General features: G+C 58.1%; 16 protein-coding genes. 8 read left to right on the plus strand and 8 right to left on the minus strand.

All coding sequences use genetic code 11. The features are described 5' to 3' along the window. The first annotated feature begins 10 nt into the window (after positions 1-10). The 7 genes from LJU29_RS16950 (at position 11) to LJU29_RS16980 (ending at position 7,176) form a co-directional block, all read left to right on the plus strand. A complete protein-coding gene (locus LJU29_RS16950) occupies positions 11-934 on the plus strand; it encodes a DMT family transporter (protein WP_005754419.1) in 924 nt (307 codons plus the stop codon). Positions 935-1,094: 160 nt separating this feature from the next. Further along, positions 1,095-4,013: a monovalent cation/H+ antiporter subunit A gene (locus LJU29_RS16955; RefSeq protein WP_257110968.1), complete on the plus strand. Its 2,919-nt coding sequence runs from the start codon at positions 1,095-1,097 to the stop codon at positions 4,011-4,013. After that, entirely contained in the window at positions 4,013-4,357 is a 345-nt protein-coding gene (locus LJU29_RS16960; RefSeq protein ID WP_002554068.1) for a Na+/H+ antiporter subunit C, read from the plus strand. The genes LJU29_RS16955 and LJU29_RS16960 overlap by 1 nt, the downstream gene beginning before the upstream one ends. Next, positions 4,354-6,039, plus strand: coding sequence for a monovalent cation/H+ antiporter subunit D (locus LJU29_RS16965; protein WP_257110969.1), 1,686 nt, complete (start codon positions 4,354-4,356; stop codon positions 6,037-6,039). The genes LJU29_RS16960 and LJU29_RS16965 overlap by 4 nt, the downstream gene beginning before the upstream one ends. Next, positions 6,036-6,524, plus strand: a complete 489-nt coding sequence (locus tag LJU29_RS16970) for a Na+/H+ antiporter subunit E (protein ID WP_005732668.1) — start codon at positions 6,036-6,038, stop codon at positions 6,522-6,524. Before LJU29_RS16965 ends, LJU29_RS16970 begins: the two co-directional genes overlap by 4 nt. Beyond that, positions 6,521-6,799 (plus strand): K+/H+ antiporter subunit F, encoded by a 279-nt coding sequence (locus LJU29_RS16975; protein ID WP_002554071.1) that lies wholly within the window; start codon positions 6,521-6,523, stop codon positions 6,797-6,799. The genes LJU29_RS16970 and LJU29_RS16975 overlap by 4 nt, the downstream gene beginning before the upstream one ends. Continuing rightward, complete coding sequence (locus LJU29_RS16980) at positions 6,796-7,176, plus strand: Na+/H+ antiporter subunit G (protein WP_002554072.1); 381 nt, start codon at positions 6,796-6,798, stop codon at positions 7,174-7,176. Before LJU29_RS16975 ends, LJU29_RS16980 begins: the two co-directional genes overlap by 4 nt. 19 nt (positions 7,177-7,195) lie before the next feature. Here the strand turns inward: LJU29_RS16980 and LJU29_RS16985 are convergent, their stop codons facing one another. Beyond that, entirely contained in the window at positions 7,196-7,663 is a 468-nt protein-coding gene (locus LJU29_RS16985) for a hypothetical protein (RefSeq protein ID WP_002554073.1), read from the minus strand. Between the two features lie 445 nt (positions 7,664-8,108). Between LJU29_RS16985 and LJU29_RS16990 the strand changes: the two genes are divergently transcribed. Next, positions 8,109-8,339 carry a DUF2789 domain-containing protein gene (locus LJU29_RS16990; RefSeq protein ID WP_004656835.1) on the plus strand — a complete coding sequence of 77 codons (231 nt, stop codon included), beginning with the start codon at positions 8,109-8,111 and terminating at the stop codon, positions 8,337-8,339. Between the two features lie 28 nt (positions 8,340-8,367). Here LJU29_RS16990 and LJU29_RS16995 read toward each other — a convergent pair whose 3' ends face one another. The 7 genes from LJU29_RS16995 to LJU29_RS17025 all read right to left on the minus strand — a co-directional run bounded on the left by LJU29_RS16995 (position 8,368) and on the right by LJU29_RS17025 (position 17,480). Next, on the minus strand, positions 8,368-9,852 hold the full coding sequence (locus LJU29_RS16995; RefSeq protein WP_005754426.1) for a T6SS phospholipase effector Tle1-like catalytic domain-containing protein: 1,485 nt from the start codon (positions 9,850-9,852) through the stop codon (positions 8,368-8,370). A 406-nt stretch (positions 9,853-10,258) separates the two neighbouring features. Beyond that, positions 10,259-11,239, minus strand: coding sequence for an IS5-like element ISPsy2 family transposase (locus tag LJU29_RS17000; RefSeq protein WP_054078085.1), 981 nt, complete (start codon positions 11,237-11,239; stop codon positions 10,259-10,261). A 94-nt stretch (positions 11,240-11,333) separates the two neighbouring features. After that, complete coding sequence (locus tag LJU29_RS17005; RefSeq protein ID WP_257110970.1) at positions 11,334-12,938, minus strand: methyl-accepting chemotaxis protein; 1,605 nt, start codon at positions 12,936-12,938, stop codon at positions 11,334-11,336. Between the two features lie 177 nt (positions 12,939-13,115). Then, the gene (locus LJU29_RS17010) at positions 13,116-13,520 is read right to left on the minus strand and encodes a TraR/DksA family transcriptional regulator (RefSeq protein WP_002554078.1); all 405 of its coding nucleotides are present in this window, start codon (positions 13,518-13,520) and stop codon (positions 13,116-13,118) included. 304 nt (positions 13,521-13,824) lie between these two features. Continuing rightward, positions 13,825-14,850 carry an ABC transporter permease gene (locus LJU29_RS17015; RefSeq protein ID WP_002554079.1) on the minus strand — a complete coding sequence of 342 codons (1,026 nt, stop codon included), beginning with the start codon at positions 14,848-14,850 and terminating at the stop codon, positions 13,825-13,827. A 47-nt stretch (positions 14,851-14,897) separates the two neighbouring features. Next, entirely contained in the window at positions 14,898-16,475 is a 1,578-nt protein-coding gene (locus tag LJU29_RS17020; protein WP_005754434.1) for a sugar ABC transporter ATP-binding protein, read from the minus strand. 63 nt (positions 16,476-16,538) lie between these two features. After that, positions 16,539-17,480 (minus strand): sugar ABC transporter substrate-binding protein, encoded by a 942-nt coding sequence (locus LJU29_RS17025; protein WP_005754436.1) that lies wholly within the window; start codon positions 17,478-17,480, stop codon positions 16,539-16,541. Positions 17,481-17,494 lie beyond the last annotated feature (14 nt).

Here is a 17,494-nt window from a genome sequence, read left to right on the forward strand (position 1 = left end):
TGGAGCTGACATGAAGTCTATCAGCCGATTACCCCGCATCAGCAAGGCAGAAGCCGTTCTGATTCTGATTACCATGCTCTGGGGAGGCACTTTTTTACTGGTACAGCATGCGCTGACCGTCAGCGGCCCTATGCTCTTCGTCGGTGTGCGTTTCGCCGCAGCGGCGCTTATCGTAGCGCTGTTTTCAATGAAGGTGCTGCGCGGACTGACCTTTCTTGAACTCAAGGCCGGCGTATTCATCGGCACCGCGATCATGCTTGGTTATGGCTTGCAGACCATTGGACTGCAAACCATCCCAAGCAGCCAGTCCGCCTTCATCACAGCGCTCTACGTACCCTGCGTGCCTTTATTGCAATGGTTGGTGCTTGGCCGTCGACCGGGCCTGATGCCGACACTGGGCATCCTCCTCGCCTTTACCGGGCTGATGCTGGTATCAGGGCCGCAAGGTGCTTCCCTGCAACTCAACTCCGGCGAGATCGTCACGCTGATCAGCGCGGTGGCCATCGCCGCCGAGATCATCATGATCAGCGCCTATGCCGGCAAGGTCGATGTGCGGCGGGTCACCGTGGTGCAGCTGGCAACCGCCTCCGCCCTGGCCTTTCTGATGATTGTGCCGACTCAGGAACGCTTGCCGGATTTCTCCTGGCTGCTGGTGCTCAGCGCGGTGGGACTTGGCGCGATGAGTGCGATTATCCAGATCGCGATGAATTGGGCACAGAAAAGTGTTTCGCCTACACGCGCCACCGTGATTTATGCCGGTGAACCGGTCTGGGCCGGGATTGTCGGAAGACTTGCCGGGGAGCGCTTGCCGGGTATCGCCCTGCTGGGCGCAGCACTGATTGTGGCCGGGGTGATCGTCAGCGAAATGAAGCGGCGTTCTGCCCCCGGTGAACAGAGCCTTGCTGAAGAAGATGGCATACGCAAAGCCGAGTGAACGGCGGCTATTGTGCGCCGTGAAACACATGTCCCGTGACAACTTTTTGCTGTCTTAAAAACAGCAGACACTTTTTGTAGGAAATTTCGGAAACAGTCCCTTTGGTATCGGGGTGTCTGGCACGTATGATGCTTGACATTCCCCTGCAGATTAGAAGCCTATGTCCCTGATAGTTCTACTGCTTCTGCCTTTCATCGGCAGCTGTCTGGCGGCCTTTTTGCCGCACAACGCGCGTAACGCAGAATCGTTTCTGGCCGGTCTGGTCGCCCTCATCGGCGCTATCCAGATGGCATTGTGGTTCCCGCAGATCGCCGACGGCGGCGTTATTCGCGAAGAGTACTTCTGGCTGCCGAGCCTTGGGATGAACTTCGTTCTGCGTATCGACGGCTTCGCCTGGCTGTTTTCGATGCTGGTGCTGGGCATTGGTGCGCTGGTCTCGCTCTACGCCCGCTACTACATGTCGCCGGATGATCCGGTACCGCGTTTCTTCGCGTTTTTCCTGGCTTTCATGGGCGCCATGCTCGGCCTGGTGATGTCCGGCAATCTGATTCAGATCGTGTTTTTCTGGGAGCTGACCAGCCTGTTCTCGTTCTTGCTGATCGGCTACTGGCACCACCGCGCCGATGCACGGCGCGGCGCGTACATGGCGCTGATGGTCACCGGCGCAGGCGGTCTGGCGCTGCTGGCCGGCATGATGATCCTCGGCCATGTGGCCGGCAGTTACGACCTGGACCGTGTCCTGGCCTCCGGCGACGCGATTCGTGCGCATGCCCTGTACCCGGTGTTACTGACCCTGATTCTGATCGGCGCGCTGACCAAAAGCGCCCAGTTCCCGTTCCATTTCTGGCTGCCCCACGCAATGGCCGCCCCTACACCCGTGTCGGCGTATCTGCACTCGGCGACCATGGTCAAGGCCGGGGTGTTTCTCATGGCACGAATGTGGCCTGCGTTGTCCGGCACTGAGCAATGGTTCTGGATCGTCAGCGGCGCAGGTGCCTGCACGCTGATTCTGGGTGCCTACGCGGCCATCTTCCAGAATGATCTGAAGGGCCTGCTGGCCTACTCGACCATCAGTCATCTGGGCCTGATCACGCTGTTGCTGGGCCTCAACAGCCCGCTGGCTGCGGTAGCTGCGGTCTTTCACATTCTCAACCACGCTACCTTCAAGGCCTCGCTGTTCATGGCCGCCGGGATTATCGACCACGAGAGCGGAACGCGAGATATCCGGCGTCTCAGTGGGCTGGTGAAGCTGCTCCCCTACACCGCAACACTGGCGATGGTCGCCAGTGCATCGATGGCAGGCGTGCCGCTGCTCAACGGGTTTCTGTCCAAGGAAATGTTCTTTGCCGAAACCGTGTTCATTTCCGCCACTGCCTGGGTCGAAATTGCCTTGCCAGTGATCGCGACCATCGCCGGGATATTCAGCGTTGCCTATTCGCTGCGCTTCACGGTCGATGTGTTTTTCGGTCCGGCGGCCAAGGACCTGCCGCACTTGCCGCATGAGCCGCCGCGCTGGATGCGTGCGCCGGTAGAACTGCTGGTGCTGACGTGCCTGATCGTGGGGATTTTCCCGGCGCAATCGGTCGCTCCCCTGCTCGCCGCCGCTGCGCGCCCGGTAGTCGGCGGAACATTGCCCGAATACAGCCTGGCGATCTGGCACGGCTGGAACCTGCCGATGGTTATGAGCCTGGTGGCGATGGCTGGCGGTATCATCCTGTATCTATTGCTCCGCAAACCTCTCAAGCACGAGCGCATTACTGCCCCGCCGCTGGTGGGCAGACTCAACGGCAAGCGCTTTTTCGAACGCAGTCAGGTGGTGATGATGCACTGGGCGCGGCGTTTCGAGCGCAAGGTCAGCACTCGTCGCTTGCAGCCGCAACTGTTTCTGCTGGTACTGGCAGCCGTACTGGGCGGCTTCATACCGATTTATTTCAGTGGCCTGACCTGGGGCGACCGCCCGAAGATTCCGGGCTCCGGGGTTTTTGTCACGCTTTGGCTTATCGCAATTGCCTGCGCAATAGGTGCAGCCTGGCAAGGCAAGTATCACCGTCTGGCAGCACTGGTCATGGTCAGCGTCTGCGGCCTGATGACCTGCATCACCTTCGTCTGGTTCTCGGCACCTGATCTGGCGCTGACTCAACTGGTCGTGGAGGTAGTGACGACGGTACTGATCCTGCTCGGTCTGCGCTGGCTGCCGCGACGCAATGAAGACGTCGCCCCATTGAGCGCGCGCCTGCGCGCTCGTACCCGGCGAATACGCGACTTCGGGCTGGCGGTTCTTGTCGGCCTGGGTATGGCGATATTGTCCTACGCCATGCTGACCCGTCAGACACCCAACGCTATTTCGTCCTTTTACCTGAGCCGCGCGCTGCCTCAGGGCGGTGGTACCAACGTGGTCAACGTGATGCTGGTGGATTTCCGCGGCTTCGATACGTTTGGCGAAATCACCGTGCTGGCGGCGGTAGCGCTGACAGTGTTTGCCCTGTTGCGACGCTTCCGCCCGCCGAAGGAAAGCATTCTGCTGCCCACACAGCAACGCCTGCTGGCCCGTGACGTGGTGACTGATCTGGTTAACCCGCGCAGTGCCAGCGATACCGCACTCGGTTTCATGATGGTTCCGGCAGCGCTGGTGCGATTACTGTTGCCGATTGCCTTCATCATCTCGATGTACCTGTTCGTTCGTGGTCATAACCAGCCAGGTGGCGGGTTTGTGGCCGGTCTGGTGATGTCGGTGGCGTTCCTTCTGCAATACATGGTGGCAGGTACCCAATGGGTCGAGGCGCAAATGAGCCTGCGCCCGTTACGCTGGATGGGCACAGGCCTGTTGTGCGCGGTTCTGACCGGAGCCGGTTCCATGGTGCTGGGTTATCCGTTCATGACCACGCACACCGCGCACATCGATTTGCCGGTTCTGGGCGATATTCACATTGCCAGTGCGCTGTTCTTTGATGTCGGCGTGTACGCCGTGGTCGTTGGCTCGACGCTGCTGATCCTCACCGCACTGGCTCACCAGTCGGTGCGCAGCCACCGTCCGACGCAACTGCCCAAGCCCGTTGCCAACCCGCAAGGAATCCTCTGATGGAAGAAGTCATTGCAATCGCCATCGGCGTGCTGGCCGCCTCGGGCGTCTGGCTGATCCTGCGCCCACGCACCTTTCAGGTGGTCATGGGGCTGTGCCTGCTGTCCTACGGGGTCAACCTGTTCATTTTCAGCATGGGCAGCCTGTTCATCGGCAGAGAACCGATCATCAAGGACGGCATTCCCCAAGACCTGCTCAATTACACTGATCCATTGCCGCAGGCGCTGGTACTGACCGCCATTGTCATCAGCTTCGCCATGACCGCGCTGTTTCTGGTGGTATTGCTCGCCTCCAGAGGCCTGACCGGCACCGACCATGTAGATGGCCGGGAGCCCAAGGCATGAGCTGGATGAATCAACTGATCATTGCGCCGATCCTGCTGCCTTTGCTGACCGCTGGGCTGATGCTCTGGCTGGGCGAAAAGCATCGGCCGCTCAAGGGACGTATCAATCTGTTTTCCAGCATCCTCGGGCTAGGCATTTCCGTGGTGCTGTTTCTCTGGGTGCAGCACAGCGGCAGCAGTGGTTCGATCGGTGTCTACCTGCCAGGCAACTGGGGTGTGCCGTTCGGTATCGTGCTGGTGGTAGATCACCTGTCGGCACTGATGCTGGTGCTGACCGGCATAATCGGTGTCTGCGCCCTGTTGTTCGCACTGGCGGGCTGGGACCGGGCCGGTGCCAGTTTCCACGCACTGTTCCAGATTCAGCTTATGGGGCTATATGGCGCATTCCTGACCGCCGACCTGTTCAACCTGTTCGTATTCTTTGAAGTGCTGCTGGCAGCGTCATACGGCTTGATGCTGCATGGCTCCGGCCGGGCGCGGGTGTCGACCGGCCTGCATTACATTTCGATCAACCTGCTGGCTTCATCGCTGTTCCTGATCGGCGCTGCGCTGATCTACGGCGTAACCGGCACGCTTAACTTCGCCGATCTGGCGATCAAGATCCCGCAAGTGGCAGAGTCCGATCTGGGCCTGCTGCATGCAGGCGCTGCCATTCTGGCCACGGCATTTCTGGCCAAGGCAGGTATGTGGCCGCTGAACTTCTGGCTGGTCCCGGCCTATTCGGCAGCCAGCGCGCCGGTAGCGGCCATGTTTGCGATCATGACCAAAGTGGGCGTTTACACCCTGCTACGCCTGTGGACACTGCTGTTTTCCGGTCAGGCCGGGGCCTCGGCATTCTTCGGCGGCGACTGGTTGATCTACGGCGGCATGGCGACGATTTTCACCGCTGCTATTGCAATCATCGCTGCCCAGCGCCTGGAGCGCCTCGCCAGCCTGAGCATACTGGTATCAGCGGGCATTCTGCTGTCAGCGGTCGGTTTTGCCCAGCCGAGCCTGACTTCGGGTGCGCTGTTCTACATGGTCAGCTCGACGCTGGCGCTGAGCGCAATGTTCCTGCTGGGCGAATTGGTCGAGCGTTCCCGCTCGGCCAACGAGATCCCTCTGGAGTACGACGTGGATCAACTGCCCCGCACCCTTGAGTCGCTGCATCCGCCACCCGGCACCAACCTGGACGACGAGCAGAAAGTCGTAGTCGGTCAGGTCATACCCATGACCATGGCATTTCTGGGCCTGAGCTTTATCGCCTGCGCGTTGCTGATTATCGGCATGCCACCGCTATCGGGGTTCATCGGCAAACTCACGCTGCTCAGCGCGTTGATGAACCCGCTGGGGCTGGACGTCGCGCAGGACGAAGCGCTCTCGACCCCGGCATGGATGCTGATCGGCCTGCTGATCTTCTCCGGGCTGGCGTCGCTGATCGCTTTTTCCAGGCTTGGCACACAGCGCTTCTGGACACCACACGAGCGCCCTTCGCCGTTGCTGCGACGCAATGAATGCTTGCCGATCATCATCCTGCTGGGCCTCTGCGTTGCGCTGACGTTCAAGGCCGAGCCCTTGTTGCGCTATACCCAGGACACCGCCGCCGCGCTGCATGAGCCCAAGCAGTATGTGCAGTCGGTCCTTGCCACACGTCAGATACCCGGCCCTACCAGCCAGGAAATCAGTTCGGAGGGGCAGCCATGAAGCGCCTGTTTCCGGCTCCTCTGCTTTCTCTGGCACTGTGGCTGTTGTGGCTGGTGCTGAACCTGTCGATCAGCCCCGGCCACCTGCTACTGGGTGCGGTGCTGGGCTTGCTCGCGCCCTTGCTGATGGCACCGCTGCGCCCGCTGCCGGTGCGCATCCGCAAACCTGGCACAATCCTGAAGTTTCTATGCCTGGTCGGGTGGGATGTGGTGGTGTCCAATCTTCAGGTCGGTTTGAGCGTATGGCGGCTCGAAAGTCGTCCGCCACGCTCGGCTTTCGTGCGTATCCCGCTGGACCTGCACGATGCCCATGGCCTCGCCGCGCTGGCGATGGTCACCACGGTCGTACCCGGAACGGTATGGTCGGAACTGGCGCTGGATCGCAGTGTGCTGCTGATGCATGTTTTTGATCTGGAGGATGAAGCGCAATTCATCGAACACTTCAAGACCACCTATGAGCGACCGTTGATGGAGATCTTTCAATGAGTGCATTGCTCGACAACGCGATCCTGATCAGCCTGCTGATCTTCGCCCTGGCGATGGTGATCACCCTGCTGCGCCTGCTCAAGGGTCCGTCAGCCCAGGACCGGGTGCTGGCGCTGGACTACCTGTACATCATTGCCATGCTGATGATGCTGGTGCTCGGCATCCGTTACGCCAGTGACACGTACTTCGAAGCCGCCATGCTGATTGCCCTGTTCGGCTTTGTAGGCTCCTTCGCTCTGGCCAAATTCCTGCTGCGCGGAGAAGTGATCGAATGACCGGACTGCCGAACACCGTGCCCTTCTGGGCTGAGATACTGACCGCCGGGCTACTGATCGCCAGCAGTCTGTTTGCCTTGACCGGTGCCCTCGGGCTGCTGCGCCTTAAGGACTTCTTCCAGCGCATGCACCCGCCAGCCCTCGCGTCGACGCTGGGCGCCTGGTGCGTTGCGCTGGCGTCGATCATCTATTTCTCTGCACTGAAGGCAGAGCCGGTGATTCACGCCTGGCTGATTCCGGTGCTGCTGGCAATCACCGTGCCTGTGACCACGCTGCTGCTGGCACGTACGGCGCTGTTCCGCAAGCGCATGGCCGGTGACGATGTGCCCGCAGAAGTCAGTAGCGGCACTGGCAATGGAGAATCGGCAGGCGGCTGAATCTTCAGCCTGGCCAGCGTTACTCGCTGGCCTTGAAGGTCAGCTCGCCCTTGCGCCATTTGGCGGCCTTGCCGACTGCGCCTTTGAGAACCTTGCTCATACCGGTCTGCAGCTGCTCTTTTGCGGCAAACACCATGACCACAGCCTGACCTTCCTTGAACACAATGCCGTGGCCTTCAGGGATATCGACGAATGCATATTCGCCCAATCCATACACAGTCATTTTGATTTCACGGAATTTCAATTCGAGCTTGCCGCCTTCACGGCTTGGCAATACCGACGCGCGGAAATGATCGCCCACCTTGAGCTCCAGGCGCGGCTTGTCGTCGACGACCAGAGCGGTTTCGGTGTCGATTTCAGCGATATAGATACCTTCGGCTGACTGCTCGGTGATGTAGACAAAACGGGACTGAAACTGCTTGACCAACTGTGCGCGGAGATCGCCGAGCACGAACAAGGCATGGGTATCCAGATTACTTACAGCCAAAGTACAAACCCTCAAACATAAAAATGAGGCTGCCTGATGTCAGGGCAGTCAAGAAAGTGGTTAATCCATAGACCGCGTCAAGCGACCGGATTTTTTCCGGCACGCTGCACGCGGAAGCGCTGAAAGCGCCACCGCAAACCTTGTGCAGGCGGGTGGCGGATTCTACCGGCTCATGGCAGCTACGGGATATATACCTTTTGTACACTGCAGTGTCGCAAAAGCGCTGGAGCCCTGAAACCGGCGGCCAGCTTGACCACGACTTAAAGGCTGGACGGGTTCCAGCCAGGCGATCAATGTGCATTCGGCGATACTGGAAACATATCACTTGCAGGCAGAGCACAAAAGGCCATCTTCTCACACGGCCAAATGCATCGAACTCTTGCATACGTCGGCCACTCCCATAAGAACTGATGAAGACGGGGATATCCCCCGGCGAGGAGATGACATGGAACAGACTACAACGACCATCAACGACCTGTTCACCCAATTGGGACTGGAATCGGACGATGAGAGCATCGAAGCGTTCATCGCCAAGCACCCACTGCCTGACGACGTGAAGCTGATTGATGCCGACTTCTGGACGCCGCAGCAGGCTGACTTTCTAAAGGAACAGCTGCATGAGGATGCCGAATGGGCGATGGTGGTCGACGAACTGAATGTGCGCCTTCACAAATAGCCCGAGTGAACCACTCGGGCGTTGATTCCTATTGCGGATAACCGGGCTGGCCGACATTGGGGTGCAATGTCCTGCCACCCGGTTGCGGGGCATGCACAAAAACAGCGTCACTAAAGGTGCCCATTCTGCCCACCACTGCGTTCCAGTGCGCAGACTGATGGATATAGCGCCAGCGCAATAGCTGCTCTTCATGACTGTCCAGTGAGTAAGGCCCGCCTCGCGCATAATCGATCAGGCGGGCTGAAATGCCTTCGAGCTCGGGAGGAAGCTGAAATTCAGGGCTGTTCGGCACCGGGTCGAAAGGTACCCCCTCATCACAGGCCAGTGCATGCATGACCTGTAACGACACCCTCGACAAGTGACCAAAGACCTGGCGGTTCATACCCACTGCAGCAACGATCGTTTTCATGCCACTCAGGTTTTTTCTGCACGGGTAACATTTGCTTTCGCAGGTCTGAACCCTCAGAAATGCCTGTCTGTCCAGCGGGTCGATCCAGTCATCCCGGCTCATGGCACTTAACAGGGCCTGGGCGTTCTTCCAGCAAGGCGCCGCCTCACATGGGCTGTCACGGTTGACCAGGCTGCTTTGCGGACGCGTGAGCAACACGCTTTCTTCCATCTGAGGAGGATAACCACCGCCGATATCGGAATGGGCACCGGGTAAAACGATTTCTTTCGGCCATTCCGGCAGGACGCTGTTAAGCGCGAAGTTGCGCCGTGATTCATCACGAGCAACCAGATGCAGCACCTGTTGGGCACAACCCGGCGGCAGGTACAGATTGACCCTCCTGTTGCTCGCGTCCCGGGTATTGCCCATATCCCTGAAACTGCCGATGGCGGCGACCGTGTCGAACAGGCCGATAACCTTGAGCTGTACACTGCCGTTGCGCCAGCTGAAATGCTCACTCAGCCTGACTTTGCGGCTTTGAAGTATCGGCTCAAGCATTCCTGCCCGCTGTTTCAGGATTTCGTTGGCCAGGTGCCTGGCCGACGCAGCCCCTCGACTGAAGCCGAATATGTCCAGTTCAAGCGCTTCCAGTACACAATCCGGGTTGTCGTGTGGAAATGCCTTCAATACCGTTTCAAGCTTTCTGAATGCATTTTCCACTTTGCATATCACACCAGTGGTGCCACGGCCGAAACTCTGTCCCGGCCATACCGAATCACGCCCGCCGGAGGTAGTACCCGCCCCGCTTACATAGATCGGGTAGTACACCTTCAAGCCTGCACTGTCATTTTCGGCGACACGTTGCAGCCGATAAAGATCAACCAGCCTGGCTATATTACTCAGATCATTACTATAACTACTGCCAGGATGAACATGACGACCCGCACACTCTTTAATGTGCTGACCACCATTCATTTCAATCAATGCCTGACAGTCAGCCCCGATCTGGCTGTTGACGCGATTATTTCCCGTGCCGTCGAAGAAAATTCCGATCCGTGCGGTAACACGCCGCGTTACCACATCCGAGATTGCTGCTGTTTGTTCGACACTCCATTTATCGTTCATATCTTTTCCATCCTTAGAGGCAGGCCAAGAAAAGGCCGCACTTAAATCAAAACGTAAATAACGTTGATTTAAACAGCTTGCTTAAAGACGGTGATCAGTCAAGTCATGCAGCGTGCATTCAGAGTATTCCTACAACTTCTGTCGTCAGGTATTTATTATTTATAAACAAACACCTACACGTTTGTGCAAACGGGTTTCAGAACCCGCAATTTCACCAAACAGAAAAACCAACCGGGCAGGTTATTTAATACTTGATCTAAGGAAGGTCTGAAGTAGCCGGATGTTTTCCGGCTACCGAGTCCTCAGCACTTTTCAAAAAACGATGCATGTCGAAATTTGCTCAATTATCTTCGCTTTTCAGCTCTTTCGGCCGCTGCAAAGCCTTTTGCGGTAACCATTTCCTGCATTACACGCGCACCTCTCCTGCGCTCGCCAACAAATGTCGGCGGGCCATCCACAGGTTTGACAGGGCGAACAACGTCACCATCTGCGCGGTGTTCTTGGCCAAGCCCCGAAAGCGCACTTTTTCATAGCCAAACTGGCGTTTGATGACCCGAAACGGATGCTCGACCTTGGCGCGAACCTGGGCCTTGGCCTTCTCGATTTTGCGGATCGCCTTGTACAAAATACTGCGTTTTCCGTGCTTTTTGTAAGTGCTGCGGCGGGCGGCAATCTGCCAAATGACCTTGCGCCCAGCGTGTTCTTCGCGCTTCTCGACCCCGGTGTAACCTGCGTCGGCACAGACTACGTTTTCCTCGCCGTGCAGCAGTTTGGCAACCTGCGTGACGTCTGCCACATTGGCCGCTGTTACTACCACGCTGTGCACCAGGCCTGACTCGTCGTCGGCGCCGATGTGAGCCTTGGCGCCGAAATAGTACTGGTTACCTTTCTTGGTTTGATGCATCTCAGGATCGCGTTTGCCATCCTTGTTCTTGGTCGAACTGGGCGCGTGAATCAGCGTGGCATCGACGATGGTGCCTTGACGCAACGACAAGCCACGGTCGCCCAGATAACCATTAATTACGCCGAGAATCCCGGTCGCCAACTCGTGCTTTTCCAGCAGACGACGGAAGTTGAGAATGGTGGTTTCGTCTGGAATTCGCTCCAGGCTCAGGCCTGAAAACTGACGCAGGATGGTCGTCTCATACAGCGCTTCTTCCATCGCCGGATCGCTGTAGCCGAACCAGTTCTGCATCAGATGAACACGCAGCATCGCCATCAGTGGGTAGGCGGGCCGGCCACCTTCTCCTTTTGGATAATAGGGCTCAATCAGGGCAATCAAACCTTTCCAGGGCACCACCTGATCCATCTCGATCAGGAACAATTCCTTACGGGTCTGCTTGCGCTTGCCGGCATACTCGGCGTCGGCGAAGGTCATCTGTTTCATCCTCGAAAAGCTCGGCGACTGGTGTCCGGAGATTTTGCCAAATTAGGAAGTCTTTTTCAGAGTTTCCCTAACCTGAGCCGCCTGTTTTAAAGAATCAGCGGCTTTGCGGTTTGTACCCAAGGCGCAGACCACCCCAATGTCGCCCGTTGACCACAATAGGCACAGACAGGTCATGCATCAGTTCGCCGGTGTCCCGGGTGTAGGTTTGCAACAGAACAGGCTGTTGATGGCTGCCGCAGCGAATGCCGGTACGATCATCAAACTTGCGCTTGCTTCGATTACGCGCATTGTCCACCGTCGCATCGCCGGTCAAAGGCTGACTGAAAGCGTTGTTGTGCGTCGGCACATACCCTTGCTGCGTGCAGGCAATAGCGAATACCAGACCTTCATGGCGCGAAAGCAACGGTTCTTGCAATGCCGGCAATACTTGATCGGTGTAGCGATCAAAACGCGTGGTAAAGCGGGTGGGTGAGGTATTGGGGACGGGTTTGTAGTTGCGATCAAACAAGTCATCCAGGCTGACGCGCCCCTGCACAATGTCAGCCTCGAATTTTTCCGCGATCAGCCGCGCACCTTCGCGGGCCAGGTCGTAGATACGCTGGTGATAGTCATCCAGACCGACCTGAGCCAGCCGCTGGCTGATGGTCTCGGCCTGCCCCTCCATCTGTACTGATGCTTTGGCCAGTTGCCGGGTTTGTTCATCACTGACGGCAAGATCACTGCGCATGTGCTCGACAGCATCGAACAGGCTGGCCAACTGGTCCTGGTTGCTCCTCGCGCCTTGAGCAATTTCGCTGACCTGGCTTTCCACCTCGATCGCAAGCCGGGCGATATTGCCCAGATGCTGTCCGGTCAGCTCGACCTGCTCGACCCCCGCATCGAGATCAGAAGACAGCTCGCGAATCTGCTCCACCACCTGTGCGGTGCGTTGCTGGATATCGGCCACCATCTGCCCGACTTCCCCGGTAGCACTGGCAGTACGGCCCGCAAGCCCGCGTACTTCGTCAGCGACCACCGCAAAACCGCGCCCGTGCTCACCTGCCCGGGCAGCTTCGATGGCCGCATTGAGCGCCAGCAGGTTGGTCTGGCTGGCGATAGATTGAATGACCAGCGTCACACGCTGGATTTCTTCACTGCGCTGGCTCAACGCCTCGATCAACTCACGACTGCCGACAGCACGCTTGCTCAAGAGGTGCATGCGCTCGATGGTCTCATTCAGAACGCCGCTTCCCGATTCGCTGCGCTGGCGCGCCTCACTGGCTGCAACCAATGCCTGTTGACTCAACTGGGCAGTCTGCTGCTCGGTCGCAATCATCTGTTCGGCGCTGTTGACTATCTGTCCGGCAGCACCCAGCTGCGACTGCACCTTGCCCGCCAGTTGCCCGACAGAAAATGCCACCTGAGCGGCCGACAGTGCGTTGTGGCTAGTGGTGCGCGACAGGTCGCGGGTCAGCAGCGCGATATCACTGTCACTTGCCTCGACTTGCAAGCCAGGCTGCCTTCTGCGCAACAAAAGCGGCAGCCAGGCGACCAGCAGCGCTGCGGGAATGACGATATAAAGAGACAAACCGATAACGCTCATGGCGGCGAAGAGCAGGCACAACACGACACTTTGCACCGCTGGCACCCACCACTTCGACGCAGCGCCGCGAGCATCGGCCAGTGGTAATCCGGCTGCCATGGATAGGTTCTCGGCCATGCTGCGTCACCCCCATCTGTATTTATCATTATTACGTTTATTAAACGCTAGATAACGGCCTTATGCCATGCCCCGTTGGTCGTAGCGAGCAATACGTTTTGGACAAATTCCGGGCACAACAAAACCGGGAGGCAATCGCTTGCCTCCCGGTTCGGTCACTCAGCTGCTGCCTGCGTATCAGGCCTGGCGCTGGTGCTTGTCGATCTGCTCGTGGCGCTCTTGCGCCTCGATGCAATATTTGGTGGTCGGGCTGATCAGCAGACGCTTCAGGCCGATTGGCTCACCGCTGTCATCGCACCAGCCGAAGGTATCGTCGGCAATACGCGAGAGGGCCATTTCCAACTGGGGCAGCATGCGCTGGTCGCGGTCGATCACATTGACCAGCCAGTGACGCTCCTCTTCAACCGAAGCGGCGTCTGCAGGGTCGGCAGGCGTGTCCAGGCTCTCGATCGCAATACGGCTCTGCTCGATTCGCTCGTGGATCTCGACCTTCATGCCCTGCAACAGCTCGACGAAGAAAGCGTGCTGCTCGGCGTTCATGTAGTCATCGGCCGGCATGGCCAGCAACTTTTCCTTTGTCATTTATTTCTCTATAAAAAAACGTGCATTGAGGAGCGGCTTGACGTTGCCGTGCAAACCAATAATCTCCAAGCGCCACCTGGCACTCAATTTACGAGGGGCGGCAGTCTAAGGCCGGCTAGCGGGCTCGGCAACACAATTGAAGGATTTTTGTACAACAATTGCCGTAAAACCCTTGAAATGCGGGCGAAAGACACGGCCAGCATGCTGCTTGATGAGGCTCTGACCTGCTGACAGCTAATCGGTTCCTGCAACATTCAACGCACAAAAGGGCCTGAAAAGGCCCTTTGATGCAGATTATTGAATATCAGCGCTTGGTCTTGCGCTTGTTGCGATATTGATCGATTACCACCGCCACTACAATGATCAGGCCTTTGATAATGTCCTGAACATAAGCGTCTACGCCGACAAAGGTGAAACCACTGGCCATTACGCCGAGAATCAGCGCACCGATCACAGTGCCGGTGATTCGCCCTACTCCACCGGACAGGCTGGTGCCGCCGATGACTGCGGCAGCGATAGCGTCCAGTTCATAGGACATGCCCATTCCGGCCTGCCCGGTTGCGGCACGTGCCGAGGCAACCACCCCTGCCAGCCCGGCCAGCAGCCCGGCGATGCTATAGACGATAACCAGGTGGCGCTTGACGTTGATCCCGGAAGTACGCGCAGCCTGCATGTTGCCGCCTATGGCGTAGGTGTATTTGCCGTACTTGGTGTAACGCAGGGCAATGTGGAAGATCACCGCCACCACCAGAAAGATGATCACCGGCATCGCGCCCTGTCCGATAGCCGTGTAGGAGTCAGAGAGCATGCTCACCGGCTGACCTTCGGTGTAGAAGCGCGCCAGGCCACGCGCGGAGACCATCATGCCCAGCGTGGCAATGAATGGCGGAATACCGGTTATGGCAATGATGCTGCCGTTGATGGCACCCGCCAGCAGCCCGACTCCGAGCCCGACCACGATCGGAATCCACACGGGCAGGTCGGTCAAGGAAGGAAATACCGCCCGGGAAAAGTCCGAGGTTTGCGCCAGGCTCGCGGCAATCATCGCTGACAGTGCCAGCACCGAACCGGACGACAGGTCGATGCCTGTGGTAATGATCACCTGAGTCACGCCGATGGCCAGCAAGCCGATGATCGACACCTGAAGGATCATCAGTACCAGACGCTGGGAGTTGAGCAGAAAGCTCTGATCACGGACGATCCAGCCAAACAGCTCAAAGATCAGGCCGATACCGATCAGCACCAGAAAAATACTCAGTTCGGTTGGCAGCCGCCGTTTGTTCCTGGTCGGTGCCAAGGCCGGTTTGTTTTGCGAAATCGCGTTGCTCATGTTCGTTCCCCTTTTGTTCTTCTTCTACCGAGCCCTGTAGTGCGAACTCAATGAACCTTGTGGCCGGAGGCCAGATGCATGACTTTTTCCTGGGTCGCTTCGCCTCGATCGAGGATGCCCATCATTTCGCCTTCGTGCATGACCATCACCCGGTCGCTCATACCGAGGACTTCCGGCAGCTCTGAAGAGATCATGATGACGGCCATGCCTTCACTGGCGAGCAGGGAGATCAGGCGATAGATTTCCGCCTTGGCCCCTACGTCGATGCCGCGGGTGGGCTCATCCAGAATCAGTACCCGGGGATTGGTCATCAGCCAGCGTGCCAGCAACGCCTTCTGCTGGTTACCGCCCGACAAGGTGTCGATGCACTGCTCCAGTGACGGGGTCTTGACCCGAAGTTTTTTGCACATGTCCTCGCACAGCGCACGCAGTGCCTTCTGTTGCACGAAACCGTTGCCGGCATAGTTGGCGAGCACGGCCATTTCCATGTTTTCCATCACCGACAGGCATGGAAACAGCCCAGTCAACTTGCGGTCTTCCGTCAACAGCGCAAAACCCAGTTCAATGGCCTGATGCGGGTCGGCAATGTGTACCGTAGTGCCATCAAAGCGTACCTCGCCGCTGTCGCTGGGGGTTATGCCGAACAGGGTCTCGGCCACATTGGTCCGGCCCGACCCCATCAATCCGGCAATGCCAAGAATCTCTCCGGCACGCAAATCGAAACTCACGTCCTTGAAAATGCCGTTCAGGCTCAGGTTGCTGACTGAAAGCAGCACTTCGCCTGGCGGCTTTTCCCGCTCGGGAAACAGTTGGGTCAACTCACGCCCCACCATCATGGTGATCAGGCTGTCGCCGTCCATACTTTCGGCGCGCTGCAGGCCGATATAGGCGCCGTCGCGAAAAACCGCTACTTCGTCGGCAATCTCGAAGACTTCGTTCATCTTGTGGGTGATGTAGATGATGCCTTTACCCTGAGCGCGCAGGTCGTTGATGATCGAAAACAGGTGAGCGACTTCGGTTTCGGTGATGGCCGAAGTCGGCTCATCCATGATCAGCACGTCCGAGTTATATGACACAGCTTTGGCGATCTCGACCATCTGCCGCTCGGCGATACTCAGGTTGCCCACCAGGTCTTCGGGATCGAGCCTGATGCGCAGGCGCTCCAGCAGTTCGGCAGTGCAGCGGTGCATTTCCCGGTGATCGACAATGTGCAGACCGTTGAGCTGTTCGCGACCGATCCAGATGTTCTCGGCGATGCTCATGAACGGCATCAGGTTCAGCTCCTGATGGATCATCGCAATGCCGGCTTGAAGGGCCGAAAGTGGCGTCTCGAAGCGAATCGGCTTGCCACGCAAACGGATTTCGCCCGAGTCCGGCTGGTAGATGCCAGCGATGATTTTCATCAGCGTTGACTTTCCGGCACCGTTCTCGCCCATCAGCGCCAGCACGCTGCCGGGGCGCACACGCAGTTGGACGTCGTTGAGCGCGATGACACCGGGGAAGCCCTTGCTGATATGGCTGATTTCAAGCAGATAAGGCGGCTGGGCATCCGGCGTCGGGCTATCGCTGTCACTGGACGGCAGATCGCGTTGTGCGGGCGGGTTGGCAGTAGCTGAACCGAACATGATCACAACTCCTCAAGCGGCAGGCTGCGGGAGGAACGATCCTCCCTGGCCTGCCGATTGCTGTTATTTGAAGGTGGCGACGTTTTCAGGCGTAATCAGGCGATAAGGGATGATGATCGCCTGGGGCTCGACCTTTTCCTTTTTCGCCATTTTCACGGCGGCATCAATCGCCCCGTCGGCCTGGCCCTTGGCGTCCTGAAAAACGGAGACTGCGAGGTCGCCCTTGGTAACGGCGCTGAGCCCGTCTGGCGTACCGTCGACACCGGCGACTAACACGCTGCCTTTATCCACATCCACGCCTGGCTGCTTCAGCGCCATCGCCGCGCCAATGGCCATTTCATCGTTGTTGGCCAGCACCGCGTTGAATTTACGGCCCTGGGTAAGCCAGTCGTTGGTCAGGTCCATGCCCTTCTGGCGTAGCCAGATGCCGGTCTGCTCCTGATCTATCTTGATGTCCGGGTACTTGGCCAACACCTCCTTGATGCCCTTGGTGCGGTTTTGCGTGGAGTTGTTGGCCAGGTCACCCAGAAGAATCATGACACTGCCCTTGCCTTTCAGTTTGTCGGCGATGTATTGCGCCTGAAGTCGACCTGCCTCCATGTCATCCGACGTAACGGTGGCGACGCCTGCTGGCAGTTTCGGATCGTCAGGGCGGCGGTTGACGTAGACCAGCGGGATGCCGGCGGCGACCGCGTCCTTGGTGATCCGTGCAGTGGCAGCGGTGTCGACAGGATTGACGATCAGGGCGTCGACTTTCTTGTTGATCAGGTCCTTGACCTGGTCGAGCTGTTTGTTGACGTCCGCGCGGGCATCGACGAACTGCAGGTCCACTTTCTCGGTCGTGGACATGGCTTTGGCCTTGGCATTCATGTCGTCACGCAGGTAGGTCAGCCAGGTGTCATCGAACTGCGACATGGCCACACCGATCTTGATATCGGCCAAAGCTGCACCGCTGCCCAACATCAGCGCCATGGCCAATGAGGTCAAAGCAATCTTGGTCTTCATGAGGATCTGTCTCC

The organism is Pseudomonas ficuserectae (genome assembly GCF_024584585.1).
Lineage (GTDB): Bacteria > Pseudomonadota > Gammaproteobacteria > Pseudomonadales > Pseudomonadaceae > Aquipseudomonas > Aquipseudomonas amygdali.

Bases quoted from the DNA above. Each gene is read 5' to 3' on its own strand.
- LJU29_RS16975 (WP_002554071.1), top strand. From the start codon at position 6,521: ATGAGTGCATTGCTCGACAACGCGATCCTGATCAGCCTGCTGATCTTC.
- LJU29_RS17015 (WP_002554079.1), bottom strand. From the start codon at position 14,850: ATGAGCAACGCGATTTCGCAAAACAAACCGGCCTTGGCACCGACCAGG.
- LJU29_RS17025 (WP_005754436.1), bottom strand. From the start codon at position 17,480: ATGAAGACCAAGATTGCTTTGACCTCATTGGCCATGGCGCTGATGTTG.
- LJU29_RS16965 (WP_257110969.1), top strand. From the start codon at position 4,354: ATGAGCTGGATGAATCAACTGATCATTGCGCCGATCCTGCTGCCTTTG.
- LJU29_RS17005 (WP_257110970.1), bottom strand. From the start codon at position 12,938: ATGGCCGAGAACCTATCCATGGCAGCCGGATTACCACTGGCCGATGCT.
- LJU29_RS16955 (WP_257110968.1), top strand. From the start codon at position 1,095: ATGTCCCTGATAGTTCTACTGCTTCTGCCTTTCATCGGCAGCTGTCTG.
- LJU29_RS16950 (WP_005754419.1), top strand. From the start codon at position 11: ATGAAGTCTATCAGCCGATTACCCCGCATCAGCAAGGCAGAAGCCGTT.
- LJU29_RS16990 (WP_004656835.1), top strand. From the start codon at position 8,109: ATGGAACAGACTACAACGACCATCAACGACCTGTTCACCCAATTGGGA.
- LJU29_RS16980 (WP_002554072.1), top strand. From the start codon at position 6,796: ATGACCGGACTGCCGAACACCGTGCCCTTCTGGGCTGAGATACTGACC.
- LJU29_RS16995 (WP_005754426.1), bottom strand. From the start codon at position 9,852: ATGAACGATAAATGGAGTGTCGAACAAACAGCAGCAATCTCGGATGTG.
- LJU29_RS17020 (WP_005754434.1), bottom strand. From the start codon at position 16,475: ATGTTCGGTTCAGCTACTGCCAACCCGCCCGCACAACGCGATCTGCCG.
- LJU29_RS17010 (WP_002554078.1), bottom strand. From the start codon at position 13,520: ATGACAAAGGAAAAGTTGCTGGCCATGCCGGCCGATGACTACATGAAC.
- LJU29_RS17000 (WP_054078085.1), bottom strand. From the start codon at position 11,239: ATGAAACAGATGACCTTCGCCGACGCCGAGTATGCCGGCAAGCGCAAG.
- LJU29_RS16960 (WP_002554068.1), top strand. From the start codon at position 4,013: ATGGAAGAAGTCATTGCAATCGCCATCGGCGTGCTGGCCGCCTCGGGC.
- LJU29_RS16970 (WP_005732668.1), top strand. From the start codon at position 6,036: ATGAAGCGCCTGTTTCCGGCTCCTCTGCTTTCTCTGGCACTGTGGCTG.